Below are 12,943 nucleotides of genomic sequence, written 5' to 3'. Positions count from 1 at the left end.
CGCCCGTGATAGCCCTATTTCTATAGTGAGTAATTCCCTCTTATCTACTTTTAGAATTGATAAGAGAAAACTTTTTTTCAACTTGTTGTATAATTTTATAAAAGTGATCGAAATCTAAGCTTGCACTGCCAATTAAAACTCCTGATAAATTTGAGATACTGAGCAAATTTTCTATATTTTCTGAACTGACTGAACCACCATATATAATGTGTTTTTTACCAGTACACAATTTTACTACCTCTATCACCTCAGCAATTGCATCATTATTTGGCACATGACCTGTGCCTATTGCCCATATTGGCTCATATGCTACGGTATATTCACCGTGTGTTGGCAAACGGTTTTTGCATTGATATTCTATTACTTCTTTTGTTTTTTCATTCTTATAATCTTCTGAATTTTCACCTACACAGATAATTGGGTGTAAGCCTGATTCTATTGCTATTTCTGACTTAAGTTTTATTTCACTATCTTTTTCATTGGCCCTTTCAGAATGCCCAAGTATTACGTAAGTACACCCTAGTTCTTTTAACATTTCTGCGCTAATTTCACCTGTGTAAGAACCGAACTTTTTATGATGGCAATTCTGTGCTCCTATATTAATATTATTGTTCAACTCTATACTGCTTGGAAATGATGTAAAAGGAGGGCAAATTACTAATTTAGAGGTAATTTCGTTGCTCTTGTTGTTAAGTTTGCCTATAAAGTCAACAAATGAAGAACGCATTCCATTCATTTTCCAATTTGCTACTATTAAAAAGGACATCAACTTTACTTATATGGGCGAGAGTGCCGGCTGTCGGACTTGAACTGACAACCTACTGATTACAAGTCAGTTGCTCTACCAATTGAGCTAAGCCGGCGTTAAACACATTAATAATATACAATTATCAATGGATTTTAGTCAACTGATTTTTAAAATACTGTATAATGAAAATAATATGAGAAAATTTTTACTGAAGCCAAAAAAGAGTCTAGGGCAAAATTTTATTTTATCGAGTGAGATAACAAAAAAAATCGTCGCTTTAGCTGATAGTCTGGAAAATTTTAATGTCATTGAAATTGGTCCTGGATATGGTGCATTAACAAGAGAAATATTGGTGCATAATCCAAAGTCTCTACTTTCTATAGAAAAAGATAGAGATTTAGTAAAACACCATGACCAACTGCTAAATGAGCATCAAGGAAAGTATAGAATTATAGAAGCGGATGCACTGCATGTTATAGAAGAAGAGCTGATAGAGCGCCCAGTCAAAGTTATTGCTAACTTGCCTTACAATATCTCGGTAGTGTTATTTTTAAAGTGGTTAAATAATATAAAATTTTTTACGAGTTTGACATTAATGTTTCAAAAAGAGGTAGCAGATCGCATTACGGCAAGACCCAATTCTAAAGATTATGGTTCCTTATCAGTGCTAAGCCAGTTGCTATGTGATATAAAAAAGGAATTTGATATTGAACCTAAAGAGTTTTTTCCAAGACCAAAAATACATTCTTCAGTAATTACAGTAAATCCTTTGCCTACCCCAAAGTTTGCAGTAAATTTGGAAACCTTAACAAGATTAACACGTGTCGTTTTTTCTCAAAGAAGAAAGATGCTGAGAAATAGCTTGCAAAATATAACGAACCACGCTGAAACTGTCCTTGAAAACGCTAAATTGAGTGGAAACGAACGTCCAGAAAACTTAACTATTGAGCAGTTTTGTTTGCTGGCAAATAATGTAGAATGCTTATTTTGCAATAAAATATATTAGCAACCATATAGCCTTTCTATCCCCTAAAAACAGTTAGAGCTATACGACAGAACGTATCCGTTCAGGCAATGGCGTCAACTTAAGGAAAAATATAAGCGATAGTGTGTAAAATTTCTCTCTAAATTTTTTACCATTAAATTATCCAGAAGCCGCAGGAAACAGCACTTTTGTTTCTATTTTATTTCAACAAAGAAGTTTAAAATGTGTCCTTTTTAGGTGAAACATGCAAAAAGGAAAAAATTTTATTCTACAAATTAAAAATATAATATACTCGAAAGCTTTTCAGAGAATCCATTGTGTTGAGTTTCACGCGAACAAGAAAACTCCCTTTTACGACAGTATTTTCTATGATTTTAAAGTTAGTTAAAAAAAGTTTGGGAATAGAATGTGAACTTATGGATCCACTAACTTGTAAAGTTCCACCCTCAAAGCAAGCTTTTTCTAAAGCAAGATATAAGATTTATCATACAGGTTTTAAAGAGTTATTGGAGCTAAGCATCCAAACAGCCTATCAAGATGAACCTGAGCTGGAGAGGCTATAGACTTATTGCAGCAGATGGTTCTGGTATGAGATTACCCAGCTCTGAGGAAATTGTATCCGAGTTTGGCCGTTTTAAACCAAATGGAACAACAGGCACAATGCCACCATTGGCAATTTGTTTGTTGATTTATGTACTTCACTGATTTGCAGTGCTCGCCTTGCGGCTTGGAATATAGGCGAACAAACGTTGGCGGAAGAGCAATTACCCGAAGTTATCACTCAAATGCGTTCATTAAATCAAAAGAAATTATTATTTATCTATGATCGTGGTTATCCTTCAGTAAAATTCATTCAGCAGCATTATGATTTGGAAGTAGATTTTATTTTTCGCTTGCAAAAAGAAATTATAGCAAGCTATGGGAACGAATTGCATCTGGCGAATTAGATTTCGATTTTATATTAGAAAATGAAAAGCTAAAAAATAAAATGAAAGGACAGAAAGTAAGAGTTATAGTGCTGACATTAGCCAACGGAGAAACAGAGGACTTCACTTTTTGATCGAGAAAAATTTACTTTGGAAGATATCAGTAAAGCTTATGTATTAAGGTGGCACATAGAGGAGTGCTATAAACGACTCAAAGTAGGAGCAGAGTTAGAGAATTTTTCTGGGGTGAATTTAGAGGCTGTATTACAAGAATTTTGGGCAAACTTGGTCATGTGCAATATATTATCGCTTCATATGTGTGATGCACAAGGGCCTTGGAACCCAGATCAAATTGCTGAGTATCGTTTAAATTTTTCAGTTTTATTTGGTGTGATGAGACAGAAACTTTATCAAGTGCTTGTTGGAAATTGTTCGCCAAAAAACTTTCAAGCCCTTTTTGATAGAGCAAGTATACGTGCTAAAGTTAAGATCCGACCAGGGCGATTATATAGCCGCAACAAGGTAGATAAGCCCAAACGCCATCATGTCTTTAGGAGAGTTTGCTAATGAAAGCTCTTAAGTTGACGCCATTGGCTGAACGGATACCCGCGATTAGCATTAACTGATAATTGTGATTTAAGTCCGTCACAGTGCCCTTTTTTTGTCATTCTATAGCTATACCGCCGCGGCGCTAACGGGTAGCGGAATGACGAATTACTATACCGCCACGAACCGTCATACCGTCACGGTATCTCTAGATCCCGCTAACAAGTAGCGGGATACTTAACCATCATCTACACCGTCATACCGCGATTCATTCGCGGTATCTCAAAGCATAGATCCCGCTAACACGTAGCGGGATGACGGTTGTCGTTTAGCCATAAATGTTTAAGAAATTTACCAAATGAAAAAAAAGGCAAAAGAAGCCCTAGTCATTGTCTATTTTCAGTATTGGCGTTTTTTAAGCCTTAAACGCTGCAATTTAGCTGCTTTTAAGTGCAACTAACCTTAGCTAAAATGTTTAAGAAATTTACTAAGCAGAAAAAAAGGCAAAGAAACTCCGTGGTAATTAGTGTTCACTCTCTAATCCTGCAAATTGGCGTACTATACTGTCTTAAACGACTTATAAGCGCGTTTCAGCTTATATAGGTAAAAACCTAGAAATATTGTGAAGACATAAGGTGCACATAGTGCAAAAAATTAAAAATAAGACGCCAACTACGTTGTTTTCTTGCTGTTTAATCTGCACAGATGAAGATAACTGAATACCTTCAGTTTCATGATAAGGGGGCTGGCAAAGGGTGTCAAGTAAGTTTTTCGTTTCTATGGGTCAGTTGGTACGCGCTTTGCCTTTTAACAGATGTGAAAGCACAATTATTACGAACAACATTCCACCAATAACTGATATAGCGCCACCTATAATGAAGCACGTGCGTGCTAACATTGATGAAATACTTGGCAGATCTGCAACTTTTCTTAAGGCACCATATCCACCAAGCCATACAAGTCCAGTAATATGGAGAAAATGTCCCACACTGTACGCATAAATCTGCAATTTTACGATAGAGTTTTTTACCTCTTTAAAGTTTAATTTAGGTAACAGCCAATAAATGAAATTCATAAAAGCTATAGTGATCCCAACTACAGAACCATGATAATGAGCGGGAATCGTGACATTTCCTTCAATAGTCAGCACTCCAAGCACATCTCCATAAGTGAACAACAAAAATGAATGTAATAAATAGTTGCTTTTATCATTAATAAAAGTTCTGATGTTGCAGCACACTAATATTATCAAAAAGCACGGCAAAACTGCTCCAGCAATCCTCATATGCCAAGTAAAAAACTGTATTAACTTGGCACTATCAACTGGATAAACAAAATATACAAACAGTGCACCCATAGCCAAAATTGTGTTTATAAATAGTGGTAAAATAGTAATTTTACTGTTTGAAGCTAAACTAACATCACTGAAACTCAGCATCATTAAATACACTAAAAACATTGCTTGAGCAAAAGCAAATTGCAGCAAATGTCCGCCTCCCCAAAAGAGATATTCGTAAAACAAATTCTTATCCGAGTGATATAGACCTGGAGGCATATTTTGATACGCTAAAACAAAGCAAAGAAATGATGAAACAAGTATAATAACCAGTCCAATTTGCCCAACAGAGAGAAATGAAACCTCTTTTTTTGATGTGTATGCTAGCATTGCATTTACTAATATACTGGTGGTAAACAAACCAAGACCAAATAAGAATAATTTGTTTTGTAATACGGGAATATAATTGCTTTTAATAACTTCAGTATTTGGAACGAATGCGGATATAAACATCAGCAGCATCGAAAGGGTTGATAGAACCCATGAAAAGTTAAACCAACTATTGGTATTTTGTAGGTTTATGATAAGAAGTAGAGATATTATAGAGCACATCCACACCAAAATTGACAGGTTTACGTGTATCACCAGCGCATTATCAAAAATATATTGTGCAGAAGGAATGAGAGAGGAGATAAAAGGCAGTCGTAAAAAAATAACAATTATTGACAGTAACCCAGAGCAAGCAAGGGCACATACTGCCAAGAACATCCATTTTCTACAGAGCGGAGCGTTGTCTTGTATGTTAAGCACAATCTTTTTTCTCAATTTTGTTCAATACAATGTATAACACTGCAATAATACCTAAAACATAGCAATAGTATACATGTGGCACGACTGCCAAAGGTGAAACTCCAGCAATAGTGCTAGCCAAAAGCAATTGAGCGCCATACGGTATTAATCCTTGAAATACACAAGAAAATATGCCTAGCCATGCTGCACTATAGTGAGGCGGTATTTCATATTTCTTAGCAATATCTCTAGCAATTTCACCGCTAAAAATTATAGCGATGGTATTATTTGCAAGTAAAATGTCAGATATACTGACTATTTTTGCAATAAATAACTGCGCAGTTTTTTGTCCACCACGTTGTATCATAACCCAAGATGAAAGTTTATCTGAAAACTCCTTAGAATTTTTACCTACCAGTCCTGAAAGTCCGCCAACCATCAATGACAGTAGCATAATTTCATGCATACTCATAAACCCTTTGGTGATGTTTTGGCTTAAAAACAATAAACCATAATTGTTGTTATTTATAAATCCAATAATTCCAGCAAAAGTTATGCTTAAAACCAATGCCGTAAATACATTGATTCCAAAGTTTGCAAGCAATATAAGTATGATGTAAGGAGCCACAAGCAATAAAGAATACTCCTTAACTGCAATAGCAGCACTATTGCTTGAGCTATAAAATAATATAATTATTGTGAATATAGAAGCAATTAGTGCCACTTTTGCATTCAGTTTTAATTTTTTCTTTATATCAGCCTTTTGAGACATCACAGATGCAATTGTAGTATCAGAGATATAGATAAATTGTCGCCAAACATTGCTCCTCCTACAACAGTTGCAACTCCTAAGGAAGGAGAAATCCCAGCTTGTGTCAGTTCAACTGCAATAGGAGCAATTGTTGCAATGGTGCCCATTGATGTACCAATAGCAGTGGAGATGAAAGCTGCTACAAAAAATAATCCTATGAGTAAAAATTGTGTTGGTATAAATGAAAGAGCCAAATTAACTGTGGCATCAGCACTACCGATTGCTTTAGTTACTTCACTAAATGCACCTGCAAGTAAAAAAATGATGCACATAGTGATAATATTACGATCTCTTACCCCATCTAGAAAGGCATACATTTTTTCTTCAGTATTGCCCTTGTATAAAACCCAGCCCAGAGCTATGGCAGGAGCAATGGCTACCAGTGGAGATAACTGATAAAAAGCATTTGACACGCCAAGAACAGTAAAATATATACCACTCCCTACAAAAAGAAATAGGAACAGTAAAATAGGCAAAAAATTTATAAAATAAAACATACTTCTATTCCAGCTCTGATAAGCACAAATTAACTGTGACATGATTTATATTATTATAAACCACAGTTGGCACCTTGACCAATGTTTTTCTAGAAAGCAATCTACCAGAAAAGGTTTCCATGAAAAGGACTATTATAATATGATTGTTATCATCTACTTGAATTAAACTGGGAGATAGAATAAGTAAAAAATATGAATGACATAACAACAAAGCAAGTCATATCCTTCATCCTGAAAACGCTACGTCCATTCCCATTTCCCATTATTATAGTGTTATTAGCAGCATTAGTCTGGGCTATTGATGTTTCCTTTAGTCCATATTTAATAAAAGTCATTATAGATCGTATCAGCCACAAACAATCTTCTCAAGATATAGCAAATCCTGCCATATCCTATGTACTAATATTACTTTTACTTGAGTGTATTGCCAGGTTATACAACTACTTCGTTGAAATAAAAATGATTGCCCAATCTTCGTAAAAATATTGCCGAATCAAGCCTTGCCATGTTATTAAATCAGGATAATAGCTATTACCAAAATAACTTCTCCGGCAGCCTTGCCAACAAGGTTAATGATTTGACAAATTATATTCCGGATATTGTACAAATTACGGTTGATAGGTTCATAAGCCGCTCATTAGCGCTTGGTATTGGGATTTATTTTTTATGGCAAGTGAATATTTACTTTGCCTTGTTGATGTTAACTTGGTCGGCATTATTTGTTTTGTCTTCCTTGTTTCTTGCAAAAAAGATAACACATCTTGCAGGTGTATGGTCAGAGCTTGGTTCAAGCATTACTGGTAAAATGGTAGATATATTCTCAAACATCATGTCTGTAAGGTTATTTGCAAGCCAATACCAGGAGAAATTATCTTTGCAATCCACTCATAGTGAAGCTGTTAAAGCAGAGCAAAAACTTCAGTGGGTATATACATGGATTTTCACTTTCTATGGTTTCTCATTTGTAATCATGCAAATGCTTAATTTATATTTCTTAGTTAAAGGAAGAGAACAAGAATTAATTACTGCTGGAGATTTTGCTTTTGTTATGACTATTAATATAGCAATAGCTAATTTTCTTTGGATGATAGCCAAAGACTTCTCACAATTCTCTAAATCATGGGGAAAGATTACTCAGGCTTTGAGAACAATTACTTCAATCCCTGAAATCCAAGATCAGCCAAACGTAGCAGATCTGGTCGTTAAAAAGGGGAAAATGAGTTTTGATAAAGTTCATTTTCATTATAAAGATGCAGAACCAATATTTGAAAACAAATCCATAACAATTGAATCTGGTCAAAAAGTAGGACTCGTTGGTTATTCAGGTGCTGGTAAATCAACATTTGTAAACCTGATTCTTAGGCTTTATGACGTACAATCTGGAAAAATTTCAATTGACGGGCAAGATATTCGCAATGTAACCCAGGATTCTTTACACAAAAATATTGGCATGATTCCGCAGGATCCATCGCTTTTTCATAGGACTTTGATGGAGAATATTCGCTATGGAAAAACAGATGCTAGCGATGATGAAGTAATTGAAGCGGCAAAAAAAGCACATGCTCATGAGTTTATTTCAAAATTACCCCAAGGTTATGAGTCACTTGTTGGAGAAAGAGGTGTAAAACTTTCAGGAGGACAGAGGCAGCGTATTGCAATCGCAAGAGCTATTTTAAAAAATGCTCCTATATTAATTCTGGATGAAGCAACTTCACAACTTGATTCTGTGACTGAAAGTAATATTCAAGAATCTCTATGGGAGTTAATGCAAGATAAAACTACAATAGTAATAGCCCACCGCCTATCTACGCTTTTGCATATGGATCGTATTTTGGTTCTTGATCAAGGCAAGATTGTGGAAGATGGCATGCATCAGGAACTTCTTGATAAAAACGGAATGTATAAGACCCTATGGAATGCGCAAGTTGGTGGATTTTTGCCGGATAAAAGAGAAATGGAGATTGTATAATATCTTCTTAATCTAATGCTTCAATGTTTCCGACATAGGAAAAGTATCATCTTTATTTTCTATAGAGGAAGGCACACTATTTTGATTATCATCACCATCAATTGGAGTAGTAGGGTGCATTAAAGCAACTTTCATAACTTCATCAATATTCTTAGCAAAAACTACGTTGATCCCCTCTTTGATGCTTGCAGGAATCTCTTGCATATCTTTCTCATTTTCACTTGGTATAATCACAGTTTTGATTGATCCTCTGAGCGCTGCAAGCAATTTTTCTCTCAAGCCCCCGATAGCTAAAACTCTACCACGCAATGTCACTTCGCCTGTCATAGCAACATTTTTGTTAACTGGTATATTTGTCATAAGAGAAACAATAGACGTACATACCGCGCCGCCAGCAGAAGGGCCATCTTTTGGTACAGCACCCTCAGGTACATGCAAATGTATATCATTATTTTGGAATTTTTCGGGCTTTATACCAAAAAATAAACAATTTGATCGAATATAACTATACGCAGCTTTTATAGATTCTTGCATAACCTCTCCAAGCTTTCCTGTGTATTTTATTTCTCCCTTGCCCGGAATTAGGACTGATTCTATCATCAAAATATCACCACCTGTTTCAGTATAGGCAAGCCCAGTTACTATTCCCACCAAACTCTCATTTTCTGCAATACCAAAGGTATATTTACGTACCCCTAAATAATCTTGTAAATTGTCAACTCCTACGGATATTTTCTTATTTTTATCAGTCAATATTTCTTTAACTGCCTTTCTCATGAGCTTTGCAAGCTCCCTTTCCATACTCCGCACACCACTTTCACGTGTATATAAACGTATCAACTCGTATAACGCCTCATTAGTTATGTCCCATTCCTTCTGATACAAACCATGCTCCTTCTTTAACTTCGGAATAAGGTGGTGTGTAGCAATACTGATTTTTTCATCTTCAGTATACCCGGACAATTGTATAATTTCCATCCTATCACGCAAAGGATGTGGCAAATTTAAGCTGTTTGCCGTAGCTACAAACATTACACTTGAAAGATCAAACTCAACTTCCAAGTAATGATCCGTAAAGTGTTTATTGTGCTCAGTATCTAAAACCTCAAGTAATGCAGATGCAGGATCGCCACGCGAATCAGAACCCATCTTATCTATTTCATCAAGCAGAAAAAGCGGGTTGCATGAATTAGCTTTTTTCATGTGTTGAATGATTTTACCAGGCATTGAGCCAATATAAGTTTTCCTATGCCCTCGTATCTCGGACTCATCACGCACACCACCAAGAGCTATGCGAACAAAATCTCTTCCTACTGCTCTTGCCATAGACTTAGCTAAAGAAGTTTTACCAACACCTGGCGGTCCAACTAAGCAAAGTATAGGACCTTTTATCTCTTTTACTCTTTTTAATACTGCTAAAAATTCTATTATTCTATCTTTTACTTTCTCTATGCCATAATGATTTTCATCTAAGATTTTTTTAGCTGCATTTAAGTTAATTTTTGCATCTTTGTACTTTCCCCACGGCAAATCAAGTAACCAATGCAAGTAACTAGATATAACTGTAGCTTCAGGAGAAATGGGATTCATTTTCTTGTATCTCTTCAAATCAGTTATAGCTTTCTCTCTTGCTTCCTGAGAAAGCTTTGTTTCATTTATCTTTTTTTCAAATTCATTGAGTATATTCCCTTCATCACCATTCTCAAATTCGCCTAATTCTTTCTGTATAGCTTTCAATTGCTCGTTAAGGTAGTAAACTTTCTGAGTGCTTTCAACTTGCGATTTAATTGTCTTATATAAACGGTTTTGTGCGTTCAAAATACTTATTTCTCTCTCAATAAAAGCAAAAGCTTTTTTAAAACGCTCTTTTGGGTCATAAGCCTCAAGTATGCTTTGTTTATCCGATACTTTTATATTTAAATGTGAAGCTACCGTGTCTACAAGTTGATCAACTTCTTTGATTTGATCAATGGGGTTAATGGCAACTTCAGGCTGATTTTTCTTGTTTAGCTTACACCAGCTATCGAACGCGTCTATAACAGATCGCCTTAAAGCTTCTAAGTCAATATTGTCTTCATCTTCTTTATAATGATTGTCTAACTCTACCCTGGCTTGTAATAAAGTATGAGAGCTAATATATTCTACAACTCTTCCCCTTCTTATCCCCCGGATTATAACTTTTACTGCATTGTCAGGCAATTTTATTAATGGTTGTATAATGTTTGCTAACACACCTACTTCATAAAGATCTTCTGGCTCTGGATTATCAACAGAGCCATCTTTCTGTGCTACAAGAAAAATCTCATTTTGGTGACTACTACTACTTATTGCATACTCTAGTGCATTAACAGATTTTTCTCTGCCTATGAATAAAGGCACCATTATATTTGGAAAAATTACTACATCTCTTAAAGGTAATACTGACAATGCAGCAAAACCAGAGCTCACAGCACGTTCAATGTTCATAATATATGCCTCAAATTAATCATTAACCGTTATAACATTGCCATTATTATTATGATTAACCGTTGCTTTTCCTAACTCTACCATTTTCTTAGTGATTACTATAGTGCTACCTTCAAAGCCTCCGTTTCCAGATGTATACATAATGTCAAGCAAAAGTGACTCTAAAATAGCACGTAACATTCTTGCACCTGTTTTATAACTTATAGCCTTTTTAGCAATAGCTGATATTGCTTCATCTGAAAACTCGAGGTTTACTTTGCTAAACGCAAGCAATGCTTTGTACTGTTTTATTAGCGCATTTCTTGGTTCTGTCAAAACATGTATTAAATCTTCATGATCCAGCTCATCTAAAACAGCAGTTATTGGAACCCGCCCTACAAATTCGGGTATTAAACCGAATTTGATTAAATCTTCAGGTTGAACATCATGTAAAGCATTTTTTTTCTTTTGCTCTTTAGACTGACTTATATCTGCTCCAAAGCCAACTGATGTTCCCTTTTTTCTCGCTTCAATAATTTTATCGAGGCCTTCAAAAGCTCCTCCACAAATAAACAGTATGTTACTAGTATCCACTTGTATAAACTCTTGTTGTGGATGTTTTCGCCCTCCTTGTGGCGGAACATAAGCAACTGTACCCTCCATAATCTTAAGCAGAGCTTGCTGGACCCCCTCACCTGAAACGTCACGGGTTATTGAAGTGCTTTCAGATTTTCTTGTGATCTTGTCTATTTCATCTATAAACACTATACCACGCTGTGCTTTTGCAACGTCATAATTTGCAGCTTGTAATAAACGCGACAACACGCTTTCTACATCATCACCCACATAACCTGCCTCAGTTAAAGTTGTCGCATCAGCCATAGCAAATGGCACATCTGAAACTTTAGCAAGTGTTTTGGCCAGCAAAGTCTTACCAGAACCAGTGGGACCAATAAGCATTATATTTGACTTCTCGATTTCGATATCACTTATAGCATGAAATTGTGCCATGGATTGACAATGGTTATACATAGCTACAGATAAGACATGTTGCGCATGTTCTTGACCTACAACATGCTTGCTAAGAAAATTTTTTATATCCTCAGGTTTCTTTAGTAATAGCTTCATATCAGATATACGATCTGAATTAAAAGATCTATCTTTCTTTTGACTTATTGCTTTATGGGATAATTCTATGCACTCATTACAAATAAACACCTTTAAACCATCCGAAGAGTTAGTAATCAATTTATCTACTTCATCTTGCGCCTTGTTGCAAAAAGAACAGTAGTGTAAATCATTATTGTTATCCATTAACCCACCTTTTGTTTAACTTTAGTATTTTCAATTTCAATATCTGTACGCTCAGCTATCACCTTGTCAATTAAGCCAATTTTCCTTGCTTCTTCAGGATCCATGAACTTATCTCTTTCCATCATTCCTTCAATTTTCTTCAGTGAATTTCCAGTATGTTTTTCATAAATTTGATTTAGTTTTTTCTTAACTCGCAAAATCTCATTAGCATGTATTTCTATATCAGTTGCTTGACCATGATAACCACCAGATGGCTGATGTATCATAATTCTTGAATGAGGTAGAGAGTAGCGCTTACCTTTTGTACCAGCTGCAAGCAATAAAGAACCCATAGATGCAGCTTGACCTATACATAAAGTTGAAACGTCTGGGTTTATATACTGCATTGTATCGTAGATCGACAAACCAGCAGTTACAACACCACCTGGTGAGTTGATGTACATACAAATGTCTTTATCGGGATTTTCCGATTCTAAAAATAAAAGCTGTGCTACTATTACGCTAGCCATGTTGTCCTCAATAGGACCTGTTACGAAAATTATTCTTTCTTTCACTAGTCTTGAATATATGTCATAAGCGCGCTCACCGCGACTAGTTTGTTCAACTACAATTGGTATAAGAGTCATACCTTTTCCTA

9 protein-coding genes, 1 tRNA gene and 1 pseudogene are annotated in these 12,943 nt (G+C 35.5%); 3 read left to right on the top strand and 8 right to left on the bottom strand.

Annotated features, from left to right (window positions below; translation table 11 throughout):
* Nucleotides 1–40: 40 nt before the first annotated feature.
* Together ACJZL1_RS02470 and ACJZL1_RS02465 are read right to left on the bottom strand one after the other, a co-directional pair.
* On the bottom strand, nucleotides 41–766 hold the full coding sequence (locus tag ACJZL1_RS02470) for a triosephosphate isomerase (protein ID WP_265025719.1): 726 nt from the start codon (nucleotides 764–766) through the stop codon (nucleotides 41–43).
* A gap of 24 nt (nucleotides 767–790) precedes the next feature.
* Nucleotides 791–863, bottom strand: a tRNA-Thr gene (locus ACJZL1_RS02465).
* 78 nt (nucleotides 864–941) lie between these two features.
* Between ACJZL1_RS02465 and rsmA the strand changes: the two genes are divergently transcribed.
* Nucleotides 942–1,754, top strand: a complete 813-nt coding sequence (gene rsmA / locus ACJZL1_RS02460) for a 16S rRNA (adenine(1518)-N(6)/adenine(1519)-N(6))-dimethyltransferase RsmA (RefSeq protein WP_265025718.1) — start codon at nucleotides 942–944, stop codon at nucleotides 1,752–1,754.
* Nucleotides 1,755–1,977: 223 nt separating this feature from the next.
* Nucleotides 1,978–3,226: pseudogene (locus tag ACJZL1_RS02455) on the top strand (IS4 family transposase).
* Nucleotides 3,227–3,989: 763 nt separating this feature from the next.
* On the opposite strand, the gene ACJZL1_RS02450 reads toward ACJZL1_RS02455, so the two are convergent.
* Genes ACJZL1_RS02450 through ACJZL1_RS02440 form a run of 3 tightly spaced genes read right to left on the bottom strand, consistent with a single transcriptional unit; the run spans nucleotide 3,990 to nucleotide 6,620 of the window.
* Nucleotides 3,990–5,291 (bottom strand): cbb3-type cytochrome c oxidase subunit I, encoded by a 1,302-nt coding sequence (locus ACJZL1_RS02450; RefSeq protein ID WP_265025717.1) that lies wholly within the window; start codon nucleotides 5,289–5,291, stop codon nucleotides 3,990–3,992.
* A complete protein-coding gene (locus ACJZL1_RS02445; RefSeq protein ID WP_419247433.1) occupies nucleotides 5,284–6,042 on the bottom strand; it encodes a hypothetical protein in 759 nt (252 codons plus the stop codon). The genes ACJZL1_RS02450 and ACJZL1_RS02445 overlap by 8 nt, the downstream gene beginning before the upstream one ends.
* Nucleotides 6,042–6,620, bottom strand: a complete 579-nt coding sequence (locus ACJZL1_RS02440; protein WP_419247432.1) for a Na+/H+ antiporter NhaC family protein — start codon at nucleotides 6,618–6,620, stop codon at nucleotides 6,042–6,044. Before ACJZL1_RS02440 ends, ACJZL1_RS02445 begins: the two co-directional genes overlap by 1 nt.
* Nucleotides 6,621–7,041: 421 nt before the next feature.
* On the opposite strand from ACJZL1_RS02440, the gene ACJZL1_RS02435 reads away from it, so the two are divergent.
* The gene (locus tag ACJZL1_RS02435) at nucleotides 7,042–8,547 is read left to right on the top strand and encodes an ABC transporter ATP-binding protein (RefSeq protein WP_419247431.1); all 1,506 of its coding nucleotides are present in this window, start codon (nucleotides 7,042–7,044) and stop codon (nucleotides 8,545–8,547) included.
* Between the two features lie 12 nt (nucleotides 8,548–8,559).
* On the opposite strand, the gene lon is transcribed toward ACJZL1_RS02435, so the two are convergent.
* The 3 genes from lon to clpP are packed head-to-tail and all read right to left on the bottom strand — an operon-like array spanning nucleotide 8,560 to nucleotide 12,932.
* Nucleotides 8,560–11,013, bottom strand: a complete 2,454-nt coding sequence (lon, locus tag ACJZL1_RS02430; protein WP_419247430.1) for an endopeptidase La — start codon at nucleotides 11,011–11,013, stop codon at nucleotides 8,560–8,562.
* 15 nt (nucleotides 11,014–11,028) lie between these two features.
* Nucleotides 11,029–12,306, bottom strand: coding sequence for an ATP-dependent Clp protease ATP-binding subunit ClpX (clpX, locus tag ACJZL1_RS02425; RefSeq protein ID WP_265035398.1), 1,278 nt, complete (start codon nucleotides 12,304–12,306; stop codon nucleotides 11,029–11,031).
* Nucleotides 12,306–12,932: an ATP-dependent Clp endopeptidase proteolytic subunit ClpP gene (gene clpP, locus ACJZL1_RS02420; protein WP_265035400.1), complete on the bottom strand. Its 627-nt coding sequence runs from the start codon at nucleotides 12,930–12,932 to the stop codon at nucleotides 12,306–12,308. The genes clpX and clpP overlap by 1 nt, the downstream gene beginning before the upstream one ends.
* Nucleotides 12,933–12,943 lie beyond the last annotated feature (11 nt).

Origin of the sequence: Wolbachia endosymbiont of Rhagoletis indifferens (genome assembly GCF_048537595.1) — a bacterium.
In the GTDB taxonomy this organism is placed as follows: Bacteria; Pseudomonadota; Alphaproteobacteria; order Rickettsiales; family Anaplasmataceae; genus Wolbachia.
This window is presented reverse-complemented; position numbering and strand designations above follow the sequence as displayed.

Excerpts from the sequence above, each read along its gene's own strand:
- ACJZL1_RS02470 (WP_265025719.1), bottom strand. The coding sequence starts at position 766 with ATGTCCTTTTTAATAGTAGCAAATTGGAAAATGAATGGAATGCGTTCT.
- clpX (WP_265035398.1), bottom strand. The coding sequence starts at position 12,306 with ATGGATAACAATAATGATTTACACTACTGTTCTTTTTGCAACAAGGCG.
- lon (WP_419247430.1), bottom strand. The coding sequence starts at position 11,013 with ATGAACATTGAACGTGCTGTGAGCTCTGGTTTTGCTGCATTGTCAGTA.
- ACJZL1_RS02440 (WP_419247432.1), bottom strand. The coding sequence starts at position 6,620 with ATGTCACAGTTAATTTGTGCTTATCAGAGCTGGAATAGAAGTATGTTT.
- clpP (WP_265035400.1), bottom strand. The coding sequence starts at position 12,932 with ATGACTCTTATACCAATTGTAGTTGAACAAACTAGTCGCGGTGAGCGC.
- rsmA (WP_265025718.1), top strand. The coding sequence starts at position 942 with ATGAGAAAATTTTTACTGAAGCCAAAAAAGAGTCTAGGGCAAAATTTT.
- ACJZL1_RS02445 (WP_419247433.1), bottom strand. The coding sequence starts at position 6,042 with ATGTCTCAAAAGGCTGATATAAAGAAAAAATTAAAACTGAATGCAAAA.